Source organism: Candidatus Pelagibacter bacterium nBUS_30 (genome assembly GCF_051201245.1).
In the GTDB taxonomy this organism is placed as follows: Bacteria; Pseudomonadota; Alphaproteobacteria; order Pelagibacterales; family Pelagibacteraceae; genus Pelagibacter.
Map to the genome: position 1 here is coordinate 446,641 of NZ_CP172842.1, position 26,989 is coordinate 473,629.

The 26,989-nt window shown below is 28.7% G+C and carries 32 protein-coding genes and 1 tRNA gene; 21 read left to right on the forward strand and 12 right to left on the reverse strand.

Annotated elements, in window-relative coordinates:
- Nucleotides 1–140 precede the first annotated feature (140 nt).
- A tRNA-Met gene (locus ACIJYE_RS02345) sits at nt 141–217 on the forward strand.
- A gap of 9 nt (nt 218–226) precedes the next feature.
- Here the strand turns inward: ACIJYE_RS02345 and ACIJYE_RS02350 are convergent.
- Nucleotides 227–943, reverse strand: a complete 717-nt coding sequence (locus tag ACIJYE_RS02350) for a sugar nucleotide-binding protein (protein WP_435091255.1) — start codon at nt 941–943, stop codon at nt 227–229.
- A gap of 149 nt (nt 944–1,092) precedes the next feature.
- Here ACIJYE_RS02350 and ACIJYE_RS02355 point away from each other — a divergent pair, with 149 nt between their 5' ends.
- The 5 genes from ACIJYE_RS02355 to ACIJYE_RS02375 are packed head-to-tail and all read left to right on the forward strand — an operon-like array spanning nt 1,093 to nt 5,568.
- Nucleotides 1,093–2,286 (forward strand): class I SAM-dependent methyltransferase, encoded by a 1,194-nt coding sequence (locus ACIJYE_RS02355; RefSeq protein WP_435090937.1) that lies wholly within the window; start codon nt 1,093–1,095, stop codon nt 2,284–2,286.
- Nucleotides 2,286–3,341 carry an NDP-hexose 2,3-dehydratase family protein gene (locus ACIJYE_RS02360; RefSeq protein WP_435090939.1) on the forward strand — a complete coding sequence of 352 codons (1,056 nt, stop codon included), beginning with the start codon at nt 2,286–2,288 and terminating at the stop codon, nt 3,339–3,341. Before ACIJYE_RS02355 ends, ACIJYE_RS02360 begins: the two co-directional genes overlap by 1 nt.
- A 43-nt stretch (nt 3,342–3,384) precedes the next feature.
- Complete coding sequence (locus tag ACIJYE_RS02365) at nt 3,385–3,540, forward strand: hypothetical protein (protein WP_435090941.1); 156 nt, start codon at nt 3,385–3,387, stop codon at nt 3,538–3,540.
- 18 nt (nt 3,541–3,558) lie between these two features.
- Nucleotides 3,559–4,683: a DegT/DnrJ/EryC1/StrS family aminotransferase gene (locus ACIJYE_RS02370; RefSeq protein WP_435090943.1), complete on the forward strand. Its 1,125-nt coding sequence runs from the start codon at nt 3,559–3,561 to the stop codon at nt 4,681–4,683.
- Nucleotides 4,684–4,704: 21 nt separating this feature from the next.
- Entirely contained in the window at nt 4,705–5,568 is an 864-nt protein-coding gene (locus ACIJYE_RS02375; RefSeq protein WP_435090944.1) for a glycosyltransferase family 2 protein, read from the forward strand.
- 7 nt (nt 5,569–5,575) lie between these two features.
- Here the strand turns inward: ACIJYE_RS02375 and rfbC are convergent, their stop codons facing one another.
- From rfbC to rfbB, 3 genes are read right to left on the reverse strand one after another with little or no spacing between them, the layout of a single operon-like run.
- Nucleotides 5,576–6,109 (reverse strand): dTDP-4-dehydrorhamnose 3,5-epimerase, encoded by a 534-nt coding sequence (gene rfbC, locus ACIJYE_RS02380; RefSeq protein WP_435090946.1) that lies wholly within the window; start codon nt 6,107–6,109, stop codon nt 5,576–5,578.
- Entirely contained in the window at nt 6,110–6,973 is an 864-nt protein-coding gene (locus ACIJYE_RS02385) for a sugar nucleotidyltransferase (protein ID WP_435090947.1), read from the reverse strand.
- The gene (gene rfbB, locus ACIJYE_RS02390) at nt 6,970–7,983 is read right to left on the reverse strand and encodes a dTDP-glucose 4,6-dehydratase (protein ID WP_435090948.1); all 1,014 of its coding nucleotides are present in this window, start codon (nt 7,981–7,983) and stop codon (nt 6,970–6,972) included. Before rfbB ends, ACIJYE_RS02385 begins: the two co-directional genes overlap by 4 nt.
- A 58-nt stretch (nt 7,984–8,041) precedes the next feature.
- On the opposite strand from rfbB, the gene ACIJYE_RS02395 reads away from it, so the two are divergent.
- Nucleotides 8,042–8,875 carry a glycosyltransferase gene (locus tag ACIJYE_RS02395; protein ID WP_435090950.1) on the forward strand — a complete coding sequence of 278 codons (834 nt, stop codon included), beginning with the start codon at nt 8,042–8,044 and terminating at the stop codon, nt 8,873–8,875.
- A gap of 151 nt (nt 8,876–9,026) precedes the next feature.
- Here the strand turns inward: ACIJYE_RS02395 and ACIJYE_RS02400 are convergent, their stop codons facing one another.
- Nucleotides 9,027–9,554 (reverse strand): adenine phosphoribosyltransferase, encoded by a 528-nt coding sequence (locus ACIJYE_RS02400; protein WP_435090952.1) that lies wholly within the window; start codon nt 9,552–9,554, stop codon nt 9,027–9,029.
- 5 nt (nt 9,555–9,559) lie between these two features.
- On the opposite strand from ACIJYE_RS02400, the gene ACIJYE_RS02405 reads away from it, so the two are divergent.
- From ACIJYE_RS02405 to ACIJYE_RS02430, 6 genes are all read left to right on the forward strand, one after another.
- Entirely contained in the window at nt 9,560–10,084 is a 525-nt protein-coding gene (locus tag ACIJYE_RS02405) for a 5'-methylthioadenosine nucleosidase (RefSeq protein WP_435090954.1), read from the forward strand.
- Between the two features lie 75 nt (nt 10,085–10,159).
- On the forward strand, nt 10,160–11,200 hold the full coding sequence (gene speD / locus ACIJYE_RS02410; protein WP_435090956.1) for an adenosylmethionine decarboxylase: 1,041 nt from the start codon (nt 10,160–10,162) through the stop codon (nt 11,198–11,200).
- 59 nt (nt 11,201–11,259) lie between these two features.
- Entirely contained in the window at nt 11,260–12,111 is an 852-nt protein-coding gene (locus ACIJYE_RS02415) for a transporter substrate-binding domain-containing protein (protein ID WP_435090957.1), read from the forward strand.
- A gap of 44 nt (nt 12,112–12,155) precedes the next feature.
- Nucleotides 12,156–12,848 (forward strand): ABC transporter permease subunit, encoded by a 693-nt coding sequence (locus tag ACIJYE_RS02420; RefSeq protein WP_271523830.1) that lies wholly within the window; start codon nt 12,156–12,158, stop codon nt 12,846–12,848.
- Nucleotides 12,848–13,522, forward strand: a complete 675-nt coding sequence (locus tag ACIJYE_RS02425) for an ABC transporter permease (RefSeq protein ID WP_435090958.1) — start codon at nt 12,848–12,850, stop codon at nt 13,520–13,522. The genes ACIJYE_RS02420 and ACIJYE_RS02425 overlap by 1 nt, the downstream gene beginning before the upstream one ends.
- Before the next feature lie 7 nt (nt 13,523–13,529).
- Nucleotides 13,530–14,318: a phytanoyl-CoA dioxygenase family protein gene (locus ACIJYE_RS02430; protein WP_435090959.1), complete on the forward strand. Its 789-nt coding sequence runs from the start codon at nt 13,530–13,532 to the stop codon at nt 14,316–14,318.
- Here the strand turns inward: ACIJYE_RS02430 and ACIJYE_RS02435 are convergent.
- Nucleotides 14,308–14,697, reverse strand: coding sequence for a DUF6165 family protein (locus ACIJYE_RS02435; protein ID WP_435090960.1), 390 nt, complete (start codon nt 14,695–14,697; stop codon nt 14,308–14,310). The two genes, ACIJYE_RS02430 and ACIJYE_RS02435, sit on opposite strands and share 11 nt — an antisense overlap.
- Nucleotides 14,698–14,729: 32 nt before the next feature.
- Here ACIJYE_RS02435 and ACIJYE_RS02440 point away from each other — a divergent pair, with 32 nt between their 5' ends.
- A complete protein-coding gene (locus ACIJYE_RS02440; RefSeq protein WP_435090961.1) occupies nt 14,730–15,671 on the forward strand; it encodes a glycosyltransferase family 9 protein in 942 nt (313 codons plus the stop codon).
- On the opposite strand, the gene ACIJYE_RS02445 is transcribed toward ACIJYE_RS02440, so the two are convergent.
- Together ACIJYE_RS02445 and ACIJYE_RS02450 are read right to left on the reverse strand one after the other, a co-directional pair.
- Nucleotides 15,655–16,713, reverse strand: a complete 1,059-nt coding sequence (locus ACIJYE_RS02445; RefSeq protein ID WP_435090962.1) for an AbrB family transcriptional regulator — start codon at nt 16,711–16,713, stop codon at nt 15,655–15,657. The genes ACIJYE_RS02440 and ACIJYE_RS02445 overlap by 17 nt on opposite strands.
- Nucleotides 16,713–17,411, reverse strand: coding sequence for an IclR family transcriptional regulator (locus ACIJYE_RS02450; protein ID WP_435090963.1), 699 nt, complete (start codon nt 17,409–17,411; stop codon nt 16,713–16,715). Before ACIJYE_RS02450 ends, ACIJYE_RS02445 begins: the two co-directional genes overlap by 1 nt.
- 116 nt (nt 17,412–17,527) lie before the next feature.
- Here ACIJYE_RS02450 and ACIJYE_RS02455 point away from each other — a divergent pair, with 116 nt between their 5' ends.
- Genes ACIJYE_RS02455 through ACIJYE_RS02465 form a run of 3 tightly spaced genes read left to right on the forward strand, consistent with a single transcriptional unit; the run spans nt 17,528 to nt 20,505 of the window.
- Nucleotides 17,528–18,508, forward strand: a complete 981-nt coding sequence (locus tag ACIJYE_RS02455; protein WP_435090964.1) for a tripartite tricarboxylate transporter substrate binding protein — start codon at nt 17,528–17,530, stop codon at nt 18,506–18,508.
- Nucleotides 18,509–18,535: 27 nt separating this feature from the next.
- Nucleotides 18,536–19,006, forward strand: a complete 471-nt coding sequence (locus ACIJYE_RS02460; protein WP_435090966.1) for a tripartite tricarboxylate transporter TctB family protein — start codon at nt 18,536–18,538, stop codon at nt 19,004–19,006.
- Complete coding sequence (locus ACIJYE_RS02465; protein ID WP_435090968.1) at nt 19,003–20,505, forward strand: tripartite tricarboxylate transporter permease; 1,503 nt, start codon at nt 19,003–19,005, stop codon at nt 20,503–20,505. The genes ACIJYE_RS02460 and ACIJYE_RS02465 overlap by 4 nt, the downstream gene beginning before the upstream one ends.
- On the opposite strand, the gene ACIJYE_RS02470 is transcribed toward ACIJYE_RS02465, so the two are convergent.
- Nucleotides 20,502–21,584, reverse strand: a complete 1,083-nt coding sequence (locus ACIJYE_RS02470; RefSeq protein WP_435090970.1) for a glycosyltransferase family 4 protein — start codon at nt 21,582–21,584, stop codon at nt 20,502–20,504. The two genes, ACIJYE_RS02465 and ACIJYE_RS02470, sit on opposite strands and share 4 nt — an antisense overlap.
- Complete coding sequence (locus ACIJYE_RS02475; RefSeq protein WP_435090972.1) at nt 21,584–22,138, reverse strand: thioredoxin family protein; 555 nt, start codon at nt 22,136–22,138, stop codon at nt 21,584–21,586. Before ACIJYE_RS02475 ends, ACIJYE_RS02470 begins: the two co-directional genes overlap by 1 nt.
- Nucleotides 22,139–22,158: 20 nt before the next feature.
- Between ACIJYE_RS02475 and ACIJYE_RS02480 the strand changes: the two genes are divergently transcribed.
- Nucleotides 22,159–22,671, forward strand: a complete 513-nt coding sequence (locus ACIJYE_RS02480; protein WP_435090973.1) for a gamma carbonic anhydrase family protein — start codon at nt 22,159–22,161, stop codon at nt 22,669–22,671.
- Here ACIJYE_RS02480 and ACIJYE_RS02485 read toward each other — a convergent pair.
- Nucleotides 22,668–23,273, reverse strand: a complete 606-nt coding sequence (locus ACIJYE_RS02485; RefSeq protein WP_435090975.1) for a flavin-binding protein — start codon at nt 23,271–23,273, stop codon at nt 22,668–22,670. The genes ACIJYE_RS02480 and ACIJYE_RS02485 overlap by 4 nt on opposite strands.
- 5 nt (nt 23,274–23,278) lie before the next feature.
- On the reverse strand, nt 23,279–24,154 hold the full coding sequence (locus tag ACIJYE_RS02490; RefSeq protein WP_435090976.1) for an NAD(P)-dependent oxidoreductase: 876 nt from the start codon (nt 24,152–24,154) through the stop codon (nt 23,279–23,281).
- A gap of 14 nt (nt 24,155–24,168) precedes the next feature.
- Here ACIJYE_RS02490 and ACIJYE_RS02495 point away from each other — a divergent pair, with 14 nt between their 5' ends.
- The 3 genes from ACIJYE_RS02495 to dusA are packed head-to-tail and all read left to right on the forward strand — an operon-like array spanning nt 24,169 to nt 26,969.
- Nucleotides 24,169–25,374, forward strand: coding sequence for an MFS transporter (locus tag ACIJYE_RS02495; protein ID WP_435090978.1), 1,206 nt, complete (start codon nt 24,169–24,171; stop codon nt 25,372–25,374).
- Between the two features lie 43 nt (nt 25,375–25,417).
- Complete coding sequence (gene rpoZ, locus ACIJYE_RS02500) at nt 25,418–25,954, forward strand: DNA-directed RNA polymerase subunit omega (RefSeq protein ID WP_435090979.1); 537 nt, start codon at nt 25,418–25,420, stop codon at nt 25,952–25,954.
- A gap of 22 nt (nt 25,955–25,976) precedes the next feature.
- Entirely contained in the window at nt 25,977–26,969 is a 993-nt protein-coding gene (dusA, locus tag ACIJYE_RS02505; RefSeq protein ID WP_435090980.1) for a tRNA dihydrouridine(20/20a) synthase DusA, read from the forward strand.
- Nucleotides 26,970–26,989 lie beyond the last annotated feature (20 nt).

Sequence of the window (26,989 nt, forward strand, 5' to 3'; positions counted from 1 at the left end):
TTTATACAATTTATGAATTATCTAAAGCATTAAAAGTAAAATTTAATTTTAATGGTTGTTAGATTTATTGTTTACTAGTAGTTTAAAAATGTTCATTGCAACCAAAAAAAATTGTATTATAAATCTTTTAATAATTTAATGGCGGGGTAGCTCAGTTGGTTAGAGCGCAGGACTCATAAGCCTGAGGTCAGTGGTTCGATCCCACTTCCCGCTACCATTAATAAATTTATTGATTGGGCTTAATAATTTTTTTAAGTTTTCTAATATTCATTGATGGATTTAATGGAAACTGTTTTCTCCCTGAAATTTTTTTAACATTTCTGTTTGTTTTGATTGCAAAGTTGTACACAGATTGTATTTCTCCACCCACATTTAAAGTTCCTTTTTTATTTAAAATTTTTGGTATCATCATCGCAACTTCATCATGAAAAATAAAATTAGTATTAATGTCATGAAAAGCATTTTTATGAATAAAAGGTTTTTCACACATTGTAATTCTTAAAATTAGTGAATTCTTGTAAAGTTTAACAGCACACTCACCACCTAATTTAGACCAAGCATAATTATTTACAGGTAGTACGGGGTCCTCTTCTTTGTAATTGCCAGTTTTGCCTTCATAAACATAACCAGTTGAAAAATAAATCAATTTGATATCTAGTTTTGAACAAATCTTAACTACATTGCAAGTACCAATTATATTTAAATCTATACTTTTAGATATTTGTTTATTATGAATCTTCATGGGTCTTGATAAAGCTGCAGCATGAATGAGATATTTGGGTTTGGTTTTTTTTAAATATTTCTCTATAGATTTAGCATTTAATATATTTAACTCTTTTTTGTTTGGGTAAAAAATATTTAAATTAATTTTTGACTGCTTTAGAACTTGAGCGAATCTCCCATCTCCCCCTGTAATTACAATTTTTTTATTTTTTGATCTCAGATTTGGTCCCTATATTTGTTTTTTTAATCAAAAGTTTAAAATAATATTAATTTTAACCTTACTAATTGGTAAATATTACTAAGTTTCTTGATTATTATCACTAATTTATAATATAAATCCTTCAATTCAAAATTAAAATATTAATTGTAATGAAAAAAAAATTTTTAAACTTATTAAAACAGCCAATAACAAACTCTTATTTAAGTTCAATCAATAAAAGCAATACTAAAAATGAATATTTTTACAATTTATCAGTAATTTTTAATACACAAAATTTTTTAGTTTCCTTATCTAAGCCGGTTGATCCAAAAAAACAATATACTGACAAGTATGCACATAGAGCCTCACAATCATTTACAATGAGGCAATCATTTAAATCTGTAGCGAATAAATTAAAATCAAGATTTAGACCCAATTTTTCAATGGAAATTGGAAGTAATGATGGTGTATTTTTAAAAAATTTTAAAAAAAATAAAATAGTAGCTGTTGAGCCGTGTTTGAATTTAGCAAAAATTACAAAAAAATTAGGATATAAAACTTATCCAAATTTTTGGAACAGAAAACTAGTAAATAAAATTTTAAAGGAAAAATCTAACTTTGATTTAATATATTCAGCAAATACAATTTCTCATATTCCTAATTTAAAAGAAACATTTGATGCAATTTACAAATCATTAAATGATAACGGTGTTTTTGTGTTTGAAGACCCATATATGGGATCTGTAATAAAAATGAATTCTTATGATCAATTTTATGATGAACATGTTCATATATTTTCTTTAATAGCAATTTCAAATATTTTAAAAAAATCCAAATTAAAAGTTTTTGATGTTGAGCTACTTCAGACTCATGGTGGCTCAACAAGATTTTATGTTTGCAAAGAAAATGCAAAATATTCTATTAATAAAAGTGTTAAAAACTTAAAATCAAAAGAGCTTAAACAAGGACTTCATAAATTATCTACTTATACAAAGTTTGCCAGTAGAGTAAAAAAATCAAAATATGAATTATTAGAATTATTAAAAGAACTAAAAAAAAAAAGTAAAAAGGTTGTAAGTTATGGAGCAACGTATAAATCTGCTACTATTTTTAATTATTGCAACATAGGAAATGATTTAATTAATTATGTATTAGATTCAACTAAAAATAAACAAGGTAAATTTACACCTGGGAAGCATATTTTGATTAAACCTTCAAACAACGGAATACCAGAAGATGTTGACTATGCCTTTCTTGGAGCTTGGAATTTTTTAAAAGAAATAAAAAAAAAAGAACAAAAATTTCTAAAAAGAGGTGGAAAATTTATTACACATGTTCCTAAAATAAAAATTATTAGTCTTTAATGAGAATAAAAGACCTCAACAAATGGATTCTGGATCAAAAAAAAAAAAATTTAATGAAAGTATCCAGGATAAATATCTCAGATGTAATAAATTGGAAAATCGACAATCAAAAAATATTTAATTATAACAAAGCTTTTTTTTCTATCGTCCCCTTTAAGTTTATAAAAAATAATAATGAAGCATGGTTTCAGCCATTAATACTTCAGAAAGAAGTGGGCATCCTTGGAATTCTTAAAAAAAAGATCAAAGATGTTGATTATTATCTTTTACAAGCAAAAGTAGAACCAGGGAATAAAAGTGGAATACAATTATCTCCTACTGTCCAGGCTACAAAAAGTAATTATTTGCAAAAACATGGTGGAAAAAAAACTAATTATCTTAACTTTTTTATCGGCAATAAATTAAAAATTAAGACTATTTCCAAGTCTAGATTGTCAGAACAAGGCACTAGATATCTTGAAAAATCAAATAATAATATCTTAATTGATATTAGAAAAGAAAAAATAAAAAAGATAAAAAATTATATCTGGGTGACAAAAGAAAATTTGAAATATCTTCTAAAAAAAAAGAATTTACTAAATATGGATACAATATCAGTTTTATCTAGTTCAATTAAAAAAAATACATTGGATAATCCAATTAACAATTTTTCTAATTTAAAAAATACTTTAACTTATTTAAAAAAAAAAATTAAGATAAAAAAAAAAATTATCTCATTTAATGATTTAAAAAATTGGAAAATATTTAAGGATAAAATTGTAAATAATAAAAATTTTTTTTTTTCCATCTTGTTTTTAAAAATAAAAACTAGCTCACGCGAAGTTAGTCAATGGTGCCAACCGATTGTTAGTGATTACCACATATCTTTAAATGGTTTTTTAGTTAAAGAGATTAACAAAACAAATCATTATTTGCTGCAGGGAGTGCAAGAGGCAGGATTATCATCACCCAAATTTACTTCCACGATTTCTGTTAAAAATTTTACAAAAAAAATAGGAAATAAGGACATTAAATTTCTTAATTTATTTAAAAAAAAAAATAATAAAATTTATTAATTCTGACGAAGGTGGAAGATTCTTTAAAAATGAGACACATAATTTGATAAAATTTTTAAAAGAAAAAGAAAAAGTGCGATTAGCTAAAAATTTTAAATGGGCTTCGCATAATCAGGTAATAGATTTAATTAAAAGGAATCTTTTAACTATTGAAGCAAGAAACCTATTTGCCAGTTTTAATATTGATAAAATACATTAAAAGCTATACTTTATTTTTATGATTAAAGTTTGGGATTATTTAAAAGAATATGAACTGTTAAGAGAAGACATCTTGAGTGCAGTAGATGAGGTTTTTAAAAATGGAACACTTATTTTTGGACCAAAATTGGATGAATTTGAGGAAAAATTTTCAACTTATCATGAATGTAAATATGGAATAGGGGTTGGAAATTGCACTGACGCTATAACTATAGCATTAAAAGCTTTTGATATTGGTGCTGGGGATGAGGTTATAACAACTTCTAACACGGCTGTACCTACTGTGACCGCAATTGTAAACACAGGAGCTTCTGCAAAATTCGTAGATATAAATCAATATTCTTTAATGGATGTTGATAGATTAGAAAATTTTATTAATAAAAAAACTAAAGCAATAGTTCCTGTTCATCTTTACGGTCAAATGTGTGAAATGGATAAGATTATGGAAATTGCAAAAAAACATAATTTAAAAGTAATTGAGGATTGCGCACAATCTCATGGAGCCACATATAAAAATAAAAAAGCTGGGTCAATTGGTGATGCTGGCTGTTATTCTTTTTATCCAACTAAAATTTTTGGAGCTTATGGAGATGGGGGGTTCATATCTACCAACAATGAAAAGCTTTATGACCGAATGAAAAGAATAAGGTTTTTAGGTATGGAAAAAAAGAAAATGTCGTCTGGTCACTGGAATGGAAAATATTATGCGGTAGAACATGGCACTAATTCAAGACTTGACGAAGTTCACGCGGCAATTTTATTGAAGAAATTACCATATCTTGATGAATGGATTAATAGAAGAAGGCAAATAGGAAAAAGATATAATGACGAACTAAAAAACTTAGATATTGAATTACCTTTAGAACATCCTGACAACAAACATGCTTATTATATATTTGTGGTTGCTCATCCAGACCGTGATAAAATTATGTCAAAATTATCAAAAAAAAATATTCATCTAAACATTAGTTATCCTTGGCCAATTCATATAATGGATGCATATAGGCATTTTGTGTGCTCATCTTGCACTTGTTTGACAAAAACTGAAGAAATGGCAAAAAAGATATTTTCATTACCAATGTACCCAACTTTGACCGATGATGAGCAAGGAATTGTTATAAAAGAGTTAAAAAAGTTAATCTAATCAATCTGTCACAAAGTATAAATGAAAAAAAATTTACTTAAAAATTTATGTATAATCTTAGTTTCATTTAGATCAAAAGATAAGGCTCAAAAAACAATAAAATATCTAAATAAAGATATTTCAATTATCTTAATTGAAAATTCTATGGACGCATCAATAAAAAAAGAATTTGAGAGTAAATTTAAAAATGTAAAAGTTATAATTCCTAAATCAAATGATGGTCAAGGTGCAGCTTTCAACATCGGAGCAAAAAAAACAAAAAAAAAATATTTATTATTTATTGATATAGATATTAAGATAAAAACATCACAAATTATCACACTAATAAATAAGGCTATTAAAATCAAAAAATTTGGAGTGATAACACCAAAAATAAAAAATCATAATTATAACGGATCGATTATTGATAAGAATAAAAATCAAGATTTACATAAGGTATTGTTTAATCATGGATGTGTAATGCTTGTTGAAAGAAATACCTTTAAAAAGATTAATTATTTTGATGAGAAAATATTTTTATATTTTGAGGAAAGTGATTTATTTAAAAAATGTATTGATGCAAATTTACCCGTGTATATGTATGATAAAGTTATAATCTCAAATCCAAAATCAAAATCAATCGACCAAAAATTTATGAACGATTATATAAAAGTTAGAAACTGGCATTACTGCTGGTCAAAATTTTATTATTACAAAAAACATTATGGATATTTAAATGGTATTGTAAAAACTTTACCAAATTTAATAAGAGCTATAAAAAAAATTACTATTTGTTTTTTTCAATTAAGATTTACAGAAATGAGCTATTATTTTGCTGAAATATTAGGATTATTATTTTCATATTTAAACTTCAGATCATTCTATAGATTAAAAAGTAAAATTTGATTTAAATTTATATAATTTTTTCTTTAATAAGATCTTTTAAATTTTTAGCATTTGCATCTTTTGCAGCTAGAATAAATTTAACCTTAGGCCATTTAATTTTAAGAGAGGGATCTTTGTATGAAAGGCTAAATTCTTTTCCAACTGATCTATATTCCGTGCAACTATAGTGAATTATATTTTCATTACCTAAGGTTAAAAACCCATGAGCAAACCCAGCAGGTATAAAAATTGATTTACAATTACTGTCAGTTAAAATTATGGAAAAAACTTTACCAAAGGTTTTTGATTTCTTTCTTAAATCAACAGCAACATCTAATATTTTTCCCTTAATAACAGTTATGTGTTTTGCTTGTGGTTTCTTAAGTTGAAAATGCAAACCTCTAAGTACATTTTTTTTAGATTTAGATAAAATTTGAAATTTAAATTTTTTACCAATTTTTTCTTCTCGGAGCATTTCTATTAAATATCCTCTTTTATCTTTATGTTTTTTTCCCTCATAAATAATTAGATCTTTAAAACCTGTCTTTATTTTTTTTATCATTTAAATTAGTTTTTTTAGATATTTTGAGTATTCACAATTTCCATAAAATTTTATGGCATTATTTACTTCTTTTTTTTTAATCCATTTATTTAGCATTGCTATTTCCTCTAAACATGCAATTTTTAAACCCTGTTGATTTTCAATTGCTGATACAAAATTACTTGTTTTGTAAAAATCTTCTATAGATCCAGTATCAAGCCAAGCACCACCTCTGCCAATAAATTCTGCAGTAAGTTTATTTTTTTTTCTATATTCGTTTAATAGATCTACTATCTCTAATTCTTTTCTTTTTGAAGGTTTAAGTTTTGAAGCATACTTAACCACTTTATTATCAAAAAAATATAACCCTGTAATTGCCAAATCTGACAAAAATTTTTTTGGTTTCTCTTTTATTGATATAATTTTTTTACCTCTAGTTAATGCAACACCAAAATTTTCAGGATTTATAACTTTATGAAGTATAATTTTAGCACCAGTTTTTATCTTTACACAATCAAGAAGCATTTTACTTAAAGATTGACCATAAAAAAAATTATCACCTAAAATTAAAGCAACACTTTCATTTTTAATAAAATCTTTACCCAAGATAAAAGCATCTGGTAGGCCTCTTGGCTTGTCTTGTTCAATGTAAGTGATCTTAATTCCTAAATTTTTACCGTTTGGTATTAATCTTTTATATTGTTCAAGCTGTCCTTTATTTACAATAATCAATATATCTCTAATTTTTGAAAGCATTAAGATCGACAAAGGATAAAATATTAAAGGCTTGTCGTATATTGGTAGTAATTGTTTATTCACTGCTTTTGTAAGTGGACTCATTCGTGTTCCCATGCCACCTGCTAAAATAATTCCTTTTTTAATCATTTATTACCTAGTCTTTGTAAAATATCTTTTTTTGATAAGTTCTTGTAATACTTTTTATTGTTTTTGTACCATTCAAAAGTTAATAAAATTCCTTTTTTAAAACTTGTATTAGGCATCCAATTAAGTTTGTTTTTAATTTTATTACTATTCAGTGCGTACCTAGTATCATGACCAGGTCTATCTTTAACAAAATTGATTTTAACTTTTTTTCCTAAAATCATTGAGTTTTTTGAGACATTTAAAAGGTTATTGCAAACTTGAATATTATTGAGATTTTTATTTGAGCCAATATTATAAAATTCTCCAACCTTTCCTTTTTGAAAAACCTTAATCAAAGCTTCGCAGTGATCTTTAACATAAATCCATTCCCTAGAATTTGTTCCTTTTCCATAAATTGGAAGAGGTTTGTTATTTAATATATTGTAAATCAGCTTTGGAATTAATTTTTCTGGATGTTGTTTTGGGCCATAATTATTTGAGCAGTTAGTTATGATTGCAGGAATGTTATAAGTTCTTACATAGGAGCTAACTAAATGGTCAGAAGCCGCTTTACTTGCGGCATAAGGTGAGCTGGGTTTATAGGGGTACGTTTCGCTAGTCCGCCCATTCGCTATGTCTCCATAAACTTCATCTGTAGATACATGTATTAGTTTAGAATTAAATTTTTTTGAAAAATCTTTAAAACATTCCAATAAATTATAAACCCCAACTATATTGCTTTTAATAAAGTTTTTAGGGTCATCTATAGATCTATCAACATGTGTTTCTGCGGCTAAATTAAAAACACCACTTGGTTTATATTTGTTAAGTATTTTTCTTAATTTTTTATCTCCAATATCACATTTGATAAATTTATATTTTTTTGAGAACTTATATTCATTAGTATTATAAAAATTTGATGAATATGAAACTTTATCTATATTAATTACAAAATAATTTTTATTGAGTAATAGATCAATTAAATTACTTCCAATAAACCCCAGTCCACCAGTAACAATTATTTTTTTCATAAATATAAATATTTTTACATTACTAAAAAGTATTAGTATAGTTCATATCACTTATCATATGACATTATCTATTCAAAATTTATCAGTAGTAATAGTCAGTTTTTACAGTGAAGACGTAATACATGATTGCATCAAATCAATTCCTAATGAGATAAAAATTATTGTTGTAGACAATTCTGGGGATAAATTATTTAAAGAAAACATAGAAAAGAAATACAATAATGTTGAATGTATCCTGTCATCAGAAAATCTTGGTATGGGGCCTGGAAATAATTTAGGGTTAAGATATGTCAAAACTGATTATGCATTTATTTTAAATCCTGATGTTATTTTGAAAAAAAACACAATTGATGAAATTATAAGTGAGTCAAATAAAATTCAACATTTTTCAATTATTGCTCCAATTTCAAATAAAGAAGATTATCCAAATTATCAATTAGATGACCTCAAACATCTGACCAAACATACTTTAAATCCGTTTAAAGTAAAAAGTGTCGATGGCTATGCGATGATTATAAATTTAAAAAGATTAAATGAATTAAAAAGTTTTAAAAATACTAATTTTTTTGATGAAAATATTTTTTTATATTTAGAAAATGATGATTTGTGCAAAAGAATAATTGATAAAAATGAGAATATATATGTGGTTCCGAGTTCTAAAATTACTCATCTTGGCGCTAGTGCTGTTGATAAAAAATATAATGAGCAAGTTGAGCTTTCAAGAAATTGGCATTGGATTTGGTCTAAATTTTATTATAACAAAAAACATAATGGTTTTTTTAGTGCCTTAACTAATTGTCTACCCACTTTTATATCCGCTTTAATTAAGTATTTTTTTTATTTAATTACAATGAATTCAAAAAAAAAAAAATTTATTTGCACAGGTGCCTAGGCTTTATAAATGCTCTTTTAGGAAAAAAATCTTCTTTTAGACCTAGGATAGTTAATTAATAAAGATGCTTAAAAAATAATATTAAAATGGCTGTTGGCATATATCTATAGCCTTCACAAATAATGTATGACGATATAAATACTTTCAAATATTAATGGCCTGGAAATTCAATTAAGTTTTCAACTTTGTAATCATTTTTTACTAAATTATTAGCTCCTTTAAGATCAAATAAATTAATTACAAAAACAAAAGCTGCAACTTTGCCTTTTGATATTTCTATTAGTTTTGCAGCAGCTTCAGCGGTACCACCAGTAGCTATTAAATCATCAATAATTAAAACGGTATCAGTTTCATTTATAGAATCTTTGTGAACTTCTATAGTTGCCGTACCATATTCTAATTCAAAATCTACTGAATGAACATCTGCAGGTAATTTGTTTTTTTTTCTTAACATTATGAATGGTTTTTTTAAAATATATGAAACCGCTGAAGCAAATACAAAACCTCGAGATTCGATAGCTGCAATTTTTGTAAAATTGAATTTTTTTGATCTTTCAACAATTTGATTTATAGTTTCTGCAAAAGCATTTTCATCTTTAATTAGAGTTGTAATGTCCCTAAAAAGAATTCCCTTTTTAGGATAATCTGGTATTGATCTTATATATTTTTTTAAATTCATTTTTTATGAATAAATTATTTGTTGCAGCTTTAAAAGAAGAAACTGTTGGATTAAATTATTTTCATCATATCGGTGTAGGTAAAATTAATGCTACATATAATTTGATTAAATTAATTCATGATCACAAACCCTCAAAAGTTATTAATTATGGAACAGCGGGTGCTATTAATAAAGAATTGTTAGGTATTGTTGAGTGTACAAAATTTTATCAAAGAGATATGGATGTTAGAGGCTTGTTAGATCTCAAGTTAGGCGAAACTCCATTTGATAATATTAATGAAATAATAAATTCTGAGGAAGGATATTCATGTGGAAGTGGAGATAGTTTTGTAAATAGGCAAATAGAGATGAATGTAGACATAGTAGATATGGAGGCCTATGCCCTGGCAAAAGTTTGTAAATTAGAAGGCATAGAATTTAAATGTTTTAAATATATCTCTGATAATGCGGACAGCAATGCTTCTTCAGATTGGATAGAAAATTGCGAAAAAGGTGCAAAATTATTTCATATTAGAATGAGTGATTTCTAGTTAAACGATTATTTTATTTTCATTGAAAATAATATTAATATCTATATTAAGTGTTTTTTTAAATATAGGAGGAAAATGACTAAAGTTGGTGAGCATATAACTCTAGACATTATAGGAACTACAAAAGAATACGATCCTTCTTTGTTTGAAAAAATCATTAATGATATTGCAAAAGCAGCCGATGTAACAATTCTTAATATTTCCAAATATAAATTTGAACCTCAAGGTTTTACAATTTTAGCATTATTAGCAGAAAGCCATATTAGTTTTCACACATTTCCTGAAAAAGGAATAATTAGTTTTGATTTTTTTACTTGTGGAAAAGTTAGCCCATCAGTTGCAATTGATATAATTAAAAAAGAATTTACTCATAAAAGAATTGTTAAAAAAAAATTTAATAGAGATACAAAATCTCTTTATCATGACATTTATAGTTCACAAGGATTACAAAAATCATATGTAGTAAATGATGTTCTTGAAGATTTTAAATCAAAAGTTGGTCAACATATTGAAATTTTAGAATTAGAACAATTTGGAAAATCATTATTTATTGATGGAGAAATACAAGTCGCTGCAACTGATGAATATTTATATAGTTCAACTTTTGTAGGTGCTGGTCTTCAATTAAATAAGGACAATGAAAGAGCTGCTATCATTGGTGGTGGAGATGGTGGTGTTGCAAGAGAATGTGTATCTAAAAGTTTTAATTTTATAGACTGGTATGAATTAGATCCAGAAGTTGTGAATGTTTGTAGTAAGCATTTAGGTAATATTGGAAATAAAGCTACAGAAAAAAATTCTGTAAAATGTGTATGGGGTGATGCTTTTGAAAGTATTAAATCAGTAGAAGATGATACTTATGATCATATTTTTGTTGACCTCAATGACGACCAATTTTGTATAGATTTAGCTGCAAAAAATATGGACTCAATGATACGAATATTAAAACCAAAAGGTGTAATCACTGCTCAAGTAGGAAGCCAAGATAAAAAACCCAAACAGGTTGATAATTGGCTGAATGTATTTAACCACCATTTTGGAAACACTAAAATATCTAGAGTTTATATACCTAGTTTTGATTGTTCTTGGAATTTTTCTTCATCAATAAATCATTAATTTTTCTTTTTAAATTATCTAATTTGTGAAATACTTCTTAAAAATTAAAGGAGAAAATAATGAATATATTCAAAAAAACTATTTTAACAGTTCTTACTTCTTTATTAGTCATTGGAAATGTTTACGCTGACAAAATAAAAATTGGAACTGAAGGCGCTTACCCTCCATGGAACTCTAAAGATGCCTCAGGTAAACTTATAGGTTTTGAGGTTGAGCTAGCAAATGAACTTTGCGCAATCATGAAACATGAATGTACTATCGTTGAACAAGATTGGGATGGAATGATTCCAGCTTTGTTAATGAGAAAGTTCGATGCGATAATGGCAGGAATGTCAATTACAGCTGAAAGACAAAAAACAATTACTTTTTCTCAAGGTTATGCTGACGAAGTAGCATCACTTGCGGTTATGAAAGGTTCAAGTTTAGAGGGAATTGATACTCCAGAAGGTGTTAATTTAACTTTAGGTGGATCTGCTGTTAAAAAAGCTCTTAAAACTTTAACTGGTGCACTTGCTGGAAAAACTGTTTGTACTCAAACAGGAACAATTCACCAAAACTTTCTGGAGTCTGGTGATGTTGGTAGTGTAAATGTTAGAACTTACAAAACTCAAGATGAAGTAAACTTAGACCTAACATCTGGAAGATGTGATGTTGCTTTAGCTGCAGCAGTTGCATTTACAGATTATGCTGACAAATCAGGAAAACCAGTTGTATTAGTTGGCCCAACGTTTTCAGGTGGTGCTTTTGGTAATGGTGTTGGTGTTGGAATTAGACAAGGTGGAGATGGTGCGATCGGTACAAGAGACGCTAAACTTCTTAAAGACTTCAACAAAGCAATTGATAAAGCTAGAAAACAAGGAATTATTAGCAGACTTGCTATTAAGCACTTCGGTTTCGACGCTTCTATGTAATTAATTTCAGATTTGGCGACTATAATATATAGTCGCCAGTCTATATGGAACTTCTCGCATTTGGCAAAACAGGTTGGGGTGACGAATTATTTTACGCAACCCTAATGACAATAGCTGTCTCTGTTACAGCAATGTTTATTGGATTTTTTTTTGCACTTATATTTACTCCACTTAAATTATCTAAATACAAATCACTAAATCTAATTGGAAATTTTTATACAACAGTTATTCGTGGTGTCCCTGAACTTTTAGTAATTTACCTTTTCTTTTTTGGGGGGAGTGGTGCAATTATGTATGTGGCATCAATCTTTGGATACTTTGAATATATTGAAATCAATGCATTTATTACAGGTTCAATGGCAATTGGGATTATATCAGGCGCTTATTCAACTGAAGTATTTAGAGGAGCAATTCAATCAATAGACAAAGGTCAGTTTGAAGCTGCTAAAGTATTAGGTGTTAGTAAGTTTGCTCAATTTTATAAAATAATATTACCTCAAATGTTAAGACTAGCCATTCCAAACTTAAGTAATGTTTGGCAGATTACTTTAAAAGATACATCGTTAATTTCAGTTACCGGTTTAGTTGAGATTATGAGGCAATCATATATTGCAGCAGGATCTACTAGGGATCCACTATTCTTTTATTCGTTTGCTGCAGTTTTGTATTTATTGCTTACTTATCTAAGCATGAAACTAATCAATAGATTAGAAGCAAAATATAGTAGGGGGTATTAGTGGATTTTGATTTAATGATTACTAGTTTTCCAAAGTTGCTCAGTGCAACTGTTATCACATTAAAGCTTCTTTCTGTTTCTTTGATAATCGGAATGTTTCTAGGTTTATTTTTTGCAATTTTAAGAATGAATAAGAATATCTTTATTAATCAATTCGCATATGGATATTCTTATATCTTTAGAGGGACACCACTATTAGTTCAAATTTTTATTATTTATTTTGGATTAGGTCAGATTGAATATCTGCGATCAACTTTTTTATGGGTTATTTTAAAAGAACCATATTGGTGTGCAATCATAGCTTTTGCTTTAAATACTGGTGCTTATACATCTGAGATTTTAAGATCAGCATTTCAGACAATTAAGCCAGGTATGATTGAAGCTGGAAAAAGTTTAGGTATATCAAATAAGATAATTTTTTATAAGATTCAAATACCAATTGCAATCAGACAATCATTACCCGCATATGGAAATGAAATAATCTTGATGATGAAAGGAACATCATTAGCAAGCACGGTTACATTGATGGATCTAACGGGTGTTGCTAAGTATATAATTTCGACAACTTTTAAACCAATTGAAGTATTTATAGTTGCAGGAGGCATTTACTTATTTATGACTTTTTTAATTCATAATTTGATTAAATATTTAGAGAAAAAATATAGCTTTCAATAAAATTAAAATGTTTCTATCAAAAAAACAAATTGATGATTATCAAAATCTTGGAGCAATAATTGTTAAAGGTGTTTTTAAAGATTGGATAGAGCCCTTAAGAACAGGATTTCAGAAAGTTTTAGACAAGCCGAGTAGACATGGAAGAGAAAATGTAAATAACAATCAAGGTAGATTTTTTGAAGATTATTGTAATTGGGAAAGAATAAAAGAATTTAAAGATTGTATATTTAACTCACCAGGTGCCCAGATTGTTGCTGAAGCAACCAATTCAAAATCTACTCAAATTTTTCATGATCATATTTTTATTAAAGATTCTGGAACAAATAAAGAAACACCATGGCATCAAGATATGCCTTATTATTGTGTCAATGGTGATAACACAGGAAGTTTTTGGATACCATTAGATGAAGTTGATAAAAAAAATAATCTCCAATTAATATTAGGCTCACATAAATGGCCCAAGTTAATTCGACCTACAAAATGGTCTAATGATCAATCGTGGTATGAGGATAATAGTCACTTTATGGATATGCCTAAAATAGATAATTTCGATCATGATATTTTGATACCTGAGTTAAATTTAGGAGACGCAGTATTATTTAATTTTAAGACAGTTCATGGTTCAACGGGTAATAAAACTCTAAATTCACGAAGGGCATTTTCTATGAGATTTATTGGGAGTGATGTTAAATATATTGATAGAGGCGGACCTACTTCACCTCCTTTTGACGGAATAAATTTAAAATCTGGCGATATTATGCGTGAGGATTGGTTTCCTAAAATTTTTAGTAGCTAGTATATTCTTTAATTTCTTTAATTTTTGAACCTGTAAGGTTGTTTATTTCTAATTTTATTTTAGCTCTATCATCATTTAAAAAATGAACATCTCTTGAAAGTTTAATAAATTTTTCAGTAAAATCTTTTTCTTTTTCACATAATCTTTTATCATCTTCAATAACCCAGAGTTTAGCGTTAATTTCTTTTAGAGATTGAAATAGTTTTTCAATTTCATCATTTGATTTTACATTTTTGTTTAATTGATCTTTTAAAACAGCATGTTCGTCTGATATAAATTTTAATTTTTCAGGATCTTTAATTTTTTCTTGTTTAATTTCTAGTATAGAAATTTTATCTAATAATTCACCTATTGAGACTTCAACTATAATTTTATTCATAAAATTTTATACTATGCTAAGTTGTTATAAATATGTCTAATATTTTAATCATTAAACATGGTTCTTTGGGGGATATAGCCCAAGCATGCGGTGCAATTCAAGATATTTCTGAAAGCCATAAAGATGATCAAATTCACTTATTAACTACAAAACCATATTTTGATTTATTTAAAAAAAATCCACATATTTCCAATGTTATTTTAGACAAGCGATTATCAAGATTAAACCTGATTTATCTATATTCTTTAATGAAAAATATTAAAAAATATAACTTTTCAAAAGTTTACGATTTACAAAACTCAAGCAGAACAGCTTTCTATAAAAGAATTCTATTTCCAAATGCATCAAAAGAGATCTGGTCATCTACAGAGACCACATTGCCTGAAGGAACTACAAAAAAAGATTTTGATAAAGAATCTGTTTTATCTAGATTTGACCAGCAATTAAAAATCTCAGGAATTAACACTAATCATACTTTAAGCCCTGATTTTTCATGGAGTCCATCAGATATATCTCAAATAAAAAATTACTATCAATTAGAAAAATATATTATTCTTTTTCCTTTTTGCTCACCTCACTTAACATCAAAAAAATGGCCTTATTATAATAAGTTAATTGATATGATTAATGAAAAATTAGAAAATAAATTTAAAGTAGTTATTGCGCCTGGACCACGTGAAATTAAAGAAGCATCAACTATTAATGCGCTTTGTGTTTTAGATAATGGTAAAGCTTTAGATATTTCTCAGTTATCAGCATTAATTAAGGACAGTTTATTTGTTGTTGCTAATGATACAGGTCCTGCACATATGGCAGCACATCTTGGTTCTAAAGGAATGGCTTTATTTGGCTCACATACCACAGCTCACAAAGTAAGTATTGAAAGAGAAAACTTTAAAGGAATTCAAGTTTCTGACTTATCCAATCTATCTGCTGAAAAAGTTTTTCAAAGATTGTCTAGCTTAATTTCTTAAATTTACTTAATACTTTCAAAATAACTGGCACCGTAAAAAGAATAAATAATAATCTTATTATATGATGGAAAGCTACAAAGTCAGGTTTTAAATCAAATGCTATTGCAATTACTGCTACTTCATAAATTCCACCAGGACTGAAGGATAAGATGAGTGTTAAAATATTTGTATCAACAAAAAATGTTGCAACATAAGCCGCAATAAATCCTAATAGAACAAGAATTATTGTTGCGACCAAACTATGAAGAGAATTATTGGCAATCTCTTTAATAGTCTTTTCAGCAAATCTACATCCAACAGAAGCCCCTAAAATTAAAAGACAAAAATTAATTGAAGCATCTGGTAACTTGTATGATGCAACATCAGTCATTTGTAATAACCCACTAGCAAATAGCGTTCCTGATAATAAAGCTGCTGGAACTCTAATTTTATCAAAAACAAAAATAAAAAATAAAGATGCAATGATAAGTAAAATTAATTTTAGATGATTTTGACCCATGTAATCAAAGTTATCTAATAGCAATATTTCTGAACCAGTATTATTAACGATAATAAATGGAATAACTGTTATGATTATAATTAATCTAATTAGATGTGAAGTTGCCACTTGAGATAAATCAGTTTTTTCATTTTCAGCTAAAATCATTAAAGGACCTAATGCACCAGGAGCCGCTGAAAATATTGAAGCTTTTTCACCATAACCCGCATATTTTTGAAGATATTTGGCTACAACTAAAATACAAATTATTATGTAGATCAACATAATCAATGAAGTCCATATCCAATCAAACATTTGATTAAATAGATTTTGATCTATGTAATTCCCGATATGCAAACCTAAAATTATCAAAATGAAGCTTAAAACAATTTTGGGCATTATAATTTTTAGACCTGATAAAGCGGCAATTGATGTGATAATCATTGGTCCCAAAAACCAAGCTAGAGGAATATTAAAATATTCAGCAATAATTGCACTTGGAAAAGAAATTATTAAAACGGAAATAAATTTTATTTTGAAAATTTGATTAATTTGTTTTATCATTATTTGATTTGAATTAAATTTTTTTCAATTTTTACTCTTGAGGATCTAAGTACATTTAAGAAATTAATACAGTTTTTTTTATTAAAATTAGAAATATGACCTGCAATAGTTAATGCTCCAAGAATTTGATTTTTTTTTCTAAATATTGGAACTGATACAGACGCCATTTCGGAATCTCTTTCTCCAAAAGTCATAGCGTATCCATTTTTTAAAACTTTATCTTTATCATTAATTTCTAAATTATTATAAGCCGATAAAACGTGACCACTGGATCCTTTGTTTAAAGGTTTTTTACCTCCTATTTCCTCTAAGTGTATAATCGATTTACTAGGCGTACTAGACTGGATGCAAACTCGAACATCATTCTGCTTTACAAAGAAACTCGCTGTTTCTTTAGTTTTTGATGAGATGAAATCTAATTCTGATTTAATAGAATTTTTTAAATTAAAACTACTATCGTAAATTTCATACAATCTAGGAATAGAGTGGCCTATTTTAAATTCTCCACTTTTTATTTTTCTAATGTATCCAAAATTTTCAAGTGATTTCGATATTCTAGAAATTCTACTTTTATGATCACCAGTAATCTGAGCTATCTTTGTTACAGTAAGAGCTTCATTTTTTTCAGTAAAGCAATTTAATATTTCTAAAGCTTTGTTTACAGCTTCAACACCAACTGTATTTTTGTTTAATTTCATATAATTCTATTCATTAGAATAACGTGTTCTTTTGTATAGAACAATAGTAATAATATATTTAGACATTGGTTAATAAAATAAATTAAATCTAATTTAATTAAAAAGAGAGGGAAATAATGAAGAATATAAAAAAAATAATTTCAGTATTATTCTCAGCAATCTTATTATTTTCAGCAACTACAACTAGTTCAATTGCGATTGATAAAATTCATTTCGTAATCGGTGGTGGTGCTGGAGGTGGTTGGGATGGAACTGCTAGAGGTACTGGAGAAGCTTTAACAAAAGCTGGCATGTTAAAAAGTGCATCATTTGAAAATATGTCAGGTGGTGGTGGTGGTAAAGCATTAGCTTTCATGATTAATACTAAACCTGCAAATACAGTTTTAGTTCAATCTACACCATTAGTTTTAAGATCAATCACTAGACACAAAGGTTACGTGAGTGGAAGTGGTACTTTATCTTATAAAGATGTTGTGCCGATTGCTGGTGTAATCGGGGATTATGGTGCAATTGCAGTTGCAAAAAACTCACCTTACAAAAACTTTAAAGATGTAGTTGATGCATACAAAAAGAATCCAAGCTCTATCAAAATGGCTGGTGGATCAGTAAGAGGAAGTATGGACCATTTAATTGGTGCTTTAGCTTTCCAAGCTGCTGGTGCTAATCCAAATGATGTAGCTTACATTCCTTATGATGCTGGTGGAAAAGCGTTAGCTGGACTTTTGTCTGGAGAGACTCAAATTATCTCTACAGGTTTAGGTGAATTGATGGGTGCAAGAGACCAAGTAAGAATTATTGGTATTACTGCTCCTTCAAGAGTTTCTGATGCTCCAGATGCACCAACTCTAAAAGAACAAGGGTACGATGTACAATTCGTTAACTGGAGAGGATTTTTTGGTCCTCCAGGTATGAGCAGTGCAGATAAAAACGCAATTGCTAAAATGCTAGGCGATGTACAAAAAACTTCTGAATGGGAAACTGTTAGAGCAAGAAATGCTTGGGTTAATATTTATAATCCTGGTGACAAGTTTGTTTCTTTCTTAGAAAAACAAACAGAAGAAATGACAACTCTTATGAAGAAATTAGGAGTTATATAATCCTTAGGATTATTTAAAATTAGAGCAGTGAATATAAATACTACAAAAATTATATCACTGCTCTTTTTTATTTTTTCTGCATTTTATTTATATACAGCTTACCAAATTCAAGTTTTTGCATTTGATGAAAATGCACCTTTTAATGCCAGAACATTTCCAATTTATTTAGGTTATGCTGGATTATTTTTTTCGGGACTTAAAGTAATTTTACCTGATCCAAATACAATTAAAGTTGAACATAGAACTTTAGAGTACAAAAAAACTACTATTTTAGTTTTCATTGCAATAATTTATGGAGCCTTAATCTTAAAAGTTGGGTATTTTTTAACTACCTCTTTATTTCTAATGGCATCTTATTATTTTTTAGGTGAGAGAAGGTGGGTATTAATGTTTATGCTTTCTTTTCCATTTGTTGCAGCATTTATGTATCTTTTGCATGGTGTTCTTGACATTTACTTAAGAGATCCATTTCTTCAAATGTTAGGAGTGATGGGATGATAGAAGGAATTTTAATTGGATTAAAAACAGCTCTTACATTTCAAAATATATTTATGGTAATGATTGGTTGTTTTTTTGGAACAATTATTGGCATGCTTCCTGGTCTTGGACCAATGACTGCGATAGCTCTAATGATACCTATTACTTACGGTTTTGATCCAGCGACTGGCTTGATTTTAATGGCAGGAGTTTATTATGGTGCTGTATTTGGAGGTTCCACTTCTTCAATATTATTAAATGCTCCAGGAGTTCCAGGAACGGTAGCAACATCATTTGATGGTTATCCAATGGCTCAGCAAGGTAAAGCAGGTAAAGCTTTAGCTATAGCTGCTTGGAGTTCTTTTGCGGGAGGAACACTTGCTGCAATTTATTTATTGTTTATGGCACCAAGTTTATCAAAAGTAAGTTTATCGTTTAGATCACCTGATTATTTTGCTTTAATGATTTTAGGTTTAACTGCTATTGCTGCATTCTCTTCAAAAGGTCAGTTTATTAAAGCAATGATGATGGTGGTACTTGGTTTAATGTTAGCATCTGTTGGTCAAGATAGTTTATCTGACATAACAAGATTTACTTTTAACAATATGAACTTAACAGATGGAATAAGTTTTGTTCTTGTTGTTATGGCAACTTTTGCAATGAGTGAAGCACTCACTATTATTTTAAAACGTAACGATCCAACTACAGCTGCAAAACAAGTATCTTTAACAGAACTTGGGTCAATTAAGATTAATAAAGAAGAAAGAACTAAAATGTTAAAAACCATTCCTCGAAATTCAATTATTGGCTTTTTAATTGGGGTATTACCTGGAGCAGGAGCAACTATCGCATCTTTCTTAGCATATGGAATGGAAAGAAATTTAGTAAGTGATGAAGAAAAAGAAAAATTTGGTAAAGGAAGTATTCATGGATTAGCTGCACCTGAAACAGCAAATAATGCAGCGTGCTCTGGTGCTTTTGTTCCATTACTTACTTTAGGAATACCTGGGAGTGGTACTACTGCAGTAATGTTAGGGGCTCTTCTAGGATTTGGTATTCAACCTGGCCCAAGACTTTATGTAACTAATCCTGAAATTTTCTGGTCAGTTATAATGTCGATGTATATTGGAATGGTAATTCTACTTATATTAAACTTACCCTTAATTCCTTATATCGCTAGAATTTTAGCGATACCTAAAAATTATTTAATTCCACTAATTTTATTTTTTTCAATTACAGGAATATATGTGATGTCATTTAATAATTTTGATATTTATTTGATGATAGGAATTGCAGTTGTTGCAACCTTTATGCGCTTATATGATTTTCCAATGCCACCATTAATCTTAGCTTTTGTTCTTGGTGGTTTAATGGAAGAAAATTTAAGGAGATCTTTATTATTAAGTGATGGTTCTTGGACATTTTTATGGGATAGAACACTTACAGCATGTATATTGGCTACAACGATACTAATAGTAGTGTGGCATATATATAAAACTTTTAGGGGTAAAAAGGTTTAATTTAAAATTTTTTTATATTCTTCAATTATATTAGACCAATAGAATTTTGAGATACTATCTTTTGCGCTTTTTCCGTATTCTAAATATTTTTTATTTTCTAACATTGAATTAATTGATGAATAAATATCATCTAAATTATTTCCATCACAAATTAATCCAGTCTTTTCATGTTCAACAGCATCAGCTGCACCACCATCTTTACCACCAATTGATGGAATTCCATATTGAGCAGCTTCAACATAGGCAATACCAAATCCTTCAACAGATTTTTTATGAATAACTGAGGGCATGACAAAAATATTTGATTTGGCAACTAAAGCATTTTTTAATTCATTGCTAATATCACTGAAGAACATAACTTGAGACTCTAAATCTAGCTCTTTTACAAGTTTTTTAATATTTTCCTCTTCATCCCCATAACCTACGCAAATGTAAACTATATCAGGATAAATTTGTTTCAAATTTCTTAATGCCATAACAACTTTTTCATGATTTTTTCTCTTATCAAATCTTGAAACAGTAATTAGTCTTGGCGTTTTTACTTTAAGAAGACTTTCAACTTTATCTAAAGATTTTTTATTTAATTCAACAGCAGGGTCTATACCTGGATTGATGACAATAACTTTATCCTGAATAACTCCACATTCAATAGCTAGATTTTTTGTAAATTCAGAGTTAGCGATTACTTTTTCAACATTATTTAAAACATTTAAAACGCGCTTGTTTAAACTCGTTCCTTTTGGATGATTAATTTCTTTACTATGAATCAAGCAATATTTCTTTTTGTTTGATTTAATAAGCTCTAAGCTTTTCCAGTGATCAGCAATAATACCTTCAATTTTATTTTCTTTAATAAACTCATTAATTAATTGGGCTTTTCTGTATTTTCTTAATAATTTAATTCCACCAACTCTTTCAATGGAAAATGATGCTTGTTCATCAAAGGTTTTATGACTCTCAATATGATCTGCAAATACTTTGATCATAAAATTTTTAGATAGTTCTTTTGATAGACCCCACATCAAGCTCTGCATACCACCAAGTTCAGGTGGATAGGATCTAGTTACAATTAAATACATTAATTATACTTCCATTTAATACTACAACCAGCACTTGGTATTTGATCTTGTGGTCCTTTGCCGGTTTTGGCTATTTGTTTCATGGCTTTTAAAAGGTCGCTTTCACCATCTTTAACTGGAATAAAATTTTTAAGTTCTCTTAATCGACCTCTAAATTGAAGCCCTAGATCTTTATCAAAACCAAAAAAATCTGGTGTACATACAGCACCATATTTTTTAGCAATTTTTTGTGTTTCATCTTGTAAGTATGGAAAACTAAACTGATTATCCTTTGAAAATTTGATCATATTATCAAATGAGTCTTCTGGATAATTAATAAAATCATTAGAGCATATTGCAACTGAGTTAATACCAATTTTTTTTAATTCATTACAATCTTCCACTATTTCTTTTGTAATAGCTTTTACATATGGACAATGATTACAGATAAACATTATTAAGGTTCCATTTTCACCTCTAATATTATCTAGTGAAATAATTTTATTATCTGTAGACTTTAATTCAAATGGTAAAGCTTTTTTACCAAAATCACATATTGGAGTTTGAACTGGCATACTGTAAGAATATATAAATTATGTTCTACGATTTAAAAGATAAAAAACCACAAAACTCTGGCGAAAATTGGGTTGCACCAAATGCAACTATAATTGGTGACGTTACATTAGAGAAAAACTCCAGTATTTGGTTTAATGCAGTATTACGTGGTGATATTGAAAATATTTATATAGGTGAGGGGTCAAACATTCAAGATGGCAGTATTTTACATACTGATCCAGGTTGCCCTTTAAAAGTTGGAAAAGATGTAACAGTTGGGCATCTAGTTATGCTTCATGGATGCACGATAGGAGACAATAGTCTGATTGGGATTGGTGCAGTTATTCTTAATAACGCAAAGATTGGAAAAAATTGCATCATTGGAGCCAAAGCGTTAATTACTGAAAACAAAGTAATACCAGACAATTCATTGGTTGTTGGCTCTCCGGGTAAAGTTATTAGGGAAGTCACTGAAGAGGAAAAACAATCTGTAATAAAAAATACCAAACATTATCAAGATAATTGGAAAAAATATTCTAAATCAATATTTTAAGGCACTAGCCAGTGTTCTTTATTGTTTTCTAAATCAAATTTAGCTCTTCTATGACCTTTAGCTGCTAAATAGAGCCATTCAATAGATTTAATTTTACATTGAATAACAGTAAAGTTTTTATAACCTTTTTCACTTTGCTCCATTGTATATTCAAAATTATCTAATTCAGGTTTTAATCCTGATGTTGGGTTATCAGACTCTGCCCCAGGCCCATTATCAACTAAATAGCATTTTCTACTCATATGACCTGTTTTTAACCAAGATGCTTTTGTTATTTCATTATCATGATTAACAATACACTCAACTTTTAGCCTAACCTGTATCTTTTCTTCCTTGTCATAAAAAAGCATTGCAGCATTTTTGTTAGCTTTTAATTTGGTAATTTTATCTGATCTAATATCACTGTGGTATTGAACAAGGTTATTAGCTTCATCTGATTTTCTAAGAACTACAATTCGTCCATCAAAATCATTTTGACTCCCACAAATAAATACAGGTATTCTAAATGGTGAGCCCCTATCTTTAACTGCATTTGTTAGCATCGACCAAATTTTTTTTTTGATCTCAGTAAAATCCTCGTAGTAAGGAACTGTGTCAGTCACTAATATTATTTTTTCTTCTTTAGTAAAGCAATCAAACTCGAACTATCCCAACGATTACCACCCATTTCTTGAACTTTTGCATAGTAGCCATCAATTAGTTCTGTAATTGGGACTGGCGAACCATTTTTTTTTGCTTCTTCAATAACTATAGCTAGATCTTTTCTCATCCAGTCAACAGCAAAACCATAATCAAACTTATCATCTGTCATAGTTCGATATCTATTTTCCATTTGCCAAGATTGCGCAGCACCTTTTGATATAGTCTCCATAACGATATCCATATCTAAGCCTGCATTAATTCCAAAGTTAATAGCTTCTGATAAACCTTGTACAGCTCCTGCTATACACATCTGGTTCATCATCTTAGTCAGTTGACCACTTCCAGATTTACCAATTAATTTTACTTTTCTACTGTAGCAATCAATTACAGTCTCAGCTTTTTTAAATACTTCTTCATCACCACCAACCATAACCGTTAGAATTCCACCTTCAGCACCTGCTTGACCACCTGAGATAGGTGCATCTAAAAAATCAAATCCTTTATCTTTTGCAGCTTTATAAAGCTCTCTTGATATCTCAGCTGATACAGTTGAGTTATCAATATAAACACAACCTTTTTTAGCTGTATTAAACATCCCATTTTCTCCAAGAGATACTTCTCTTAAATCATTATCATTTCCAACACAGGTAAAAATAAAATCAGCACCTTCTGCTGCTTTTGCAGGTGTATCTGCTTTTGAACCTTTATATTCTGCAATCCATTTATCAGCTTTAGCTGCTGTTCTGTTATAAACAGTTACATTGTGACCAGCTTTTGATATATAACCAGCCATTGGATAACCCATGACACCAAGACCTATGAAAGCAACATTACAAGACATAATTTTTATTTCCTATGTTTAATAGTTTGAAGTTTAAAGTAATTCTATTTGGATTTATTTTTACATTTTTTTCTAGCTTTGGACAGAGTTATTTTTTAGGGCTATTTAATTCTAGTATTAGAGACGCACTATCTATTACCCATGGACAATTTGGCTCAATTTATGCATCTGCTACTTTGTGCAGTAGTCTTTTATTAATTTGGGTTGGAAAGAAAATAGATGATGTAAATATTTTTAAATTTGCTTTTTTTGTAACTATTCTTTTATCCTTTGCATGTTTTTTCTTTTCAAAAGTGTCTTCAGTTTTGTTGCTTTTTATTGCAATCTTTTTGATGAGATTTTCTGGGCAAGGAATGATGTCTCACACAGCATCAACAACAATTTCTAGATACTTTACTCGAACTAGAGGTAGAGCTTTAAGCATTAGTTGGTTTGGTCTTTCGTCTGCAGAATTTATTATGCCTGTTTTAATGGTATATCTATTAACATTTTTAGATTGGCAAAATCTTTGGCTTATATTTTCAGTAACAGTTTTAATTGTTTTACCTATTGCATCTTTTTTATTAATTAAAAATTTAAATTTAGACTCTAGAGAAAGCAATGATGAAAATATTGAAGAGATTGAAATAAAACAATGGAAGAGAAGAGAAGTAATAAAAGATTATAGATTTTATATTATTAGTCTTAATATGTTAGCTATGCCATGGATTTTTACTGGGTTTGCTGTGTTTCAATCTTTTGTGCAAACCTCAAAAGGATGGGGTCCTTATGTAATTGCTCAATCTTTTATGTCTTATTCTATTTTTTCTGTATTAACTTTATTTTTATCAGGTTTTTTAATTGATAAATTCACAAGTAGAAAACTTTTAATTTACATGAATATTCCACTTTTACTTTCTGTGATTGTTTTATTCTTTTTTGACACGCCTATCACTGCATTTGTGTTTCTGGGACTTGTTGGAATTTCAAATGGATTTGCAAATATACTAGGATCTTCTACTTGGGCCGAATTATATGGAGTAAAATACCTTGGATCAATTAAAGCTCTTACAACGGCATTAATGGTATTTGCTACAGCTTTTGGTACAGCTTTGTTTGGGTATTTAATAGATGTGGGTTTTACTGTGGGAGATATTGCTACTGTATCAGGCACATATATATTTATTTCTTTAATCCTTCTGTTTCTTGTTAGAAAAAAGCTTAATCCAGTAATAATTTAGAAAAAACTTGCATTTTTAAGGTCTCGGGTATAAATAATCGCCCATGGCAAGAGTTACCGTAGAAGACTGTATAGATAAAGTAGATAGCCCTTATGAATTAGTACTTGTTGCTAAAGAAAGAGCTACACAATTAAACTCAGGTATTGAACCAACTTTAGATAGAGATAACGACAAAAATACAGTTATTTCATTAAGAGAAATTGCAGAAGAAAAAATTAAAGTAGCAGACTTAACCGAAAGTGCTGTCTACAAACTTAGAAAACATGTTGAGCAAGTTGATGATGGTTCTGAAGATGATGAAGAAGTAGGTGATGATTTTGAAAGCATGTATAAAGGTGAAATCTCAAAAAGTGGAACACCAATTTTACCATCTAAGAGAGCAAGAAAAACTCCAGAAAAAATTCAAGTATCCCAAGAAGATTTAGCTGAATTATCAGAAACAGCTAAGCCAGACGTTGATCCTTCAACAAATGAAGAAACTATGAATGAGCAAGGTGAAGTTTCTTTAGATGAAGTTTCAGAACAAGAAAACCAAGAAGCAGAAGCAATTACAGAAGATTCAGACGCTTCAAACTCATAATAAAATCATATAAAGTTAAATCATGAATAGGAAAGTATCAGTTGCTCCTATGATGGATTGCACAGATCGTCATGAGCGATTTTTTCTTAGATTAATTTCTAAAAACACACTTCTCTATACAGAGATGGTTGTTGATGAGGCAATCAATAGAGGCGATAAAAAAAAATTACTCAGATTTAATATTAATGAAAAACCTGTTGCACTTCAATTAGGAGGATCATCTCCAAAACTTTTATCCGAAGCTTCGAAAATAGGTGAAGATTTTGGCTATGATGAAATAAATTTAAATTTAGGTTGCCCAAGTAAAAAAGTTGAAAAAGGTAAGTTTGGTGCTTGTTTGATGAAAGAACCAAACTTAGTTGCAGATTGCCTTAGTAAAATGCAAGCTTCAACAAATTTACCAGTAACTATCAAAACTAGAATTGGATACGATGACGTTGAGGATTATGAAAATCTTCATAATTTTATTTCAACTTTAAAATCAACTGGGGTTAAAACATTTATTATTCATGCTAGAAAAGCAATGTTGGGAAAATTTACTCCTAAACAAAATTTAAACATCCCTCCTTTAAAATATGAATACGTCTACAAATTAAAGGAAGATTTTCCAAATGAAGAAATAATTATTAATGGAGGAATAACATCTGTTGATCAAATAAAGCCATTACTTCAAAAAACAGATGGTGTTATGATTGGTAGAGCTGCATATCACACACCTTACATGTTGGCAGAGATTGAAAAAGAAATTTTCAATAATGAAAATATTCCAAGCAGACAAGATGTTATTGAACAGTTAATTCCCTATGTAAAAGATGAATTAAAGAAGGGAACTAGACTAAATCAAATAATGAGACATACTCTTGGTTTATTTCATGGACAAACAGGCGCTAGTTACTGGAAAAGATACTTAAGTGAGAATATGTGCGTGAGAGATGCAGATGTTCAAAAAATTGATCACATAATGGATAAGATTAGGTATAACAATGTTGACACAAGTGTAGGCCAATCTGCTTAATTCAATTTTAACAAACGAAT

What these genes read in the sequence shown, in the direction of transcription:
- ACIJYE_RS02355 (WP_435090937.1), top strand. Translation starts at nt 1,093, where the DNA reads ATGAAAAAAAAATTTTTAAACTTATTAAAACAGCCAATAACAAACTCT.
- ACIJYE_RS02360 (WP_435090939.1), top strand. Translation starts at nt 2,286, where the DNA reads ATGAGAATAAAAGACCTCAACAAATGGATTCTGGATCAAAAAAAAAAA.
- ACIJYE_RS02370 (WP_435090943.1), top strand. Translation starts at nt 3,559, where the DNA reads ATGATTAAAGTTTGGGATTATTTAAAAGAATATGAACTGTTAAGAGAA.
- ACIJYE_RS02375 (WP_435090944.1), top strand. Translation starts at nt 4,705, where the DNA reads ATGAAAAAAAATTTACTTAAAAATTTATGTATAATCTTAGTTTCATTT.
- rfbC (WP_435090946.1), bottom strand. Translation starts at nt 6,109, where the DNA reads ATGATAAAAAAAATAAAGACAGGTTTTAAAGATCTAATTATTTATGAG.
- ACIJYE_RS02385 (WP_435090947.1), bottom strand. Translation starts at nt 6,973, where the DNA reads ATGATTAAAAAAGGAATTATTTTAGCAGGTGGCATGGGAACACGAATG.
- rfbB (WP_435090948.1), bottom strand. Translation starts at nt 7,983, where the DNA reads ATGAAAAAAATAATTGTTACTGGTGGACTGGGGTTTATTGGAAGTAAT.
- ACIJYE_RS02395 (WP_435090950.1), top strand. Translation starts at nt 8,042, where the DNA reads ATGACATTATCTATTCAAAATTTATCAGTAGTAATAGTCAGTTTTTAC.
- ACIJYE_RS02400 (WP_435090952.1), bottom strand. Translation starts at nt 9,554, where the DNA reads ATGAATTTAAAAAAATATATAAGATCAATACCAGATTATCCTAAAAAG.
- ACIJYE_RS02405 (WP_435090954.1), top strand. Translation starts at nt 9,560, where the DNA reads ATGAATAAATTATTTGTTGCAGCTTTAAAAGAAGAAACTGTTGGATTA.
- speD (WP_435090956.1), top strand. Translation starts at nt 10,160, where the DNA reads ATGACTAAAGTTGGTGAGCATATAACTCTAGACATTATAGGAACTACA.
- ACIJYE_RS02415 (WP_435090957.1), top strand. Translation starts at nt 11,260, where the DNA reads ATGAATATATTCAAAAAAACTATTTTAACAGTTCTTACTTCTTTATTA.
- ACIJYE_RS02420 (WP_271523830.1), top strand. Translation starts at nt 12,156, where the DNA reads ATGGAACTTCTCGCATTTGGCAAAACAGGTTGGGGTGACGAATTATTT.
- ACIJYE_RS02430 (WP_435090959.1), top strand. Translation starts at nt 13,530, where the DNA reads ATGTTTCTATCAAAAAAACAAATTGATGATTATCAAAATCTTGGAGCA.
- ACIJYE_RS02435 (WP_435090960.1), bottom strand. Translation starts at nt 14,697, where the DNA reads ATGAATAAAATTATAGTTGAAGTCTCAATAGGTGAATTATTAGATAAA.
- ACIJYE_RS02440 (WP_435090961.1), top strand. Translation starts at nt 14,730, where the DNA reads ATGTCTAATATTTTAATCATTAAACATGGTTCTTTGGGGGATATAGCC.
- ACIJYE_RS02445 (WP_435090962.1), bottom strand. Translation starts at nt 16,713, where the DNA reads ATGATAAAACAAATTAATCAAATTTTCAAAATAAAATTTATTTCCGTT.
- ACIJYE_RS02450 (WP_435090963.1), bottom strand. Translation starts at nt 17,411, where the DNA reads ATGAAATTAAACAAAAATACAGTTGGTGTTGAAGCTGTAAACAAAGCT.
- ACIJYE_RS02455 (WP_435090964.1), top strand. Translation starts at nt 17,528, where the DNA reads ATGAAGAATATAAAAAAAATAATTTCAGTATTATTCTCAGCAATCTTA.
- ACIJYE_RS02465 (WP_435090968.1), top strand. Translation starts at nt 19,003, where the DNA reads ATGATAGAAGGAATTTTAATTGGATTAAAAACAGCTCTTACATTTCAA.
- ACIJYE_RS02470 (WP_435090970.1), bottom strand. Translation starts at nt 21,584, where the DNA reads ATGTATTTAATTGTAACTAGATCCTATCCACCTGAACTTGGTGGTATG.
- ACIJYE_RS02475 (WP_435090972.1), bottom strand. Translation starts at nt 22,138, where the DNA reads ATGCCAGTTCAAACTCCAATATGTGATTTTGGTAAAAAAGCTTTACCA.
- ACIJYE_RS02480 (WP_435090973.1), top strand. Translation starts at nt 22,159, where the DNA reads ATGTTCTACGATTTAAAAGATAAAAAACCACAAAACTCTGGCGAAAAT.
- ACIJYE_RS02490 (WP_435090976.1), bottom strand. Translation starts at nt 24,154, where the DNA reads ATGTCTTGTAATGTTGCTTTCATAGGTCTTGGTGTCATGGGTTATCCA.
- ACIJYE_RS02495 (WP_435090978.1), top strand. Translation starts at nt 24,169, where the DNA reads ATGTTTAATAGTTTGAAGTTTAAAGTAATTCTATTTGGATTTATTTTT.
- rpoZ (WP_435090979.1), top strand. Translation starts at nt 25,418, where the DNA reads ATGGCAAGAGTTACCGTAGAAGACTGTATAGATAAAGTAGATAGCCCT.
- dusA (WP_435090980.1), top strand. Translation starts at nt 25,977, where the DNA reads ATGAATAGGAAAGTATCAGTTGCTCCTATGATGGATTGCACAGATCGT.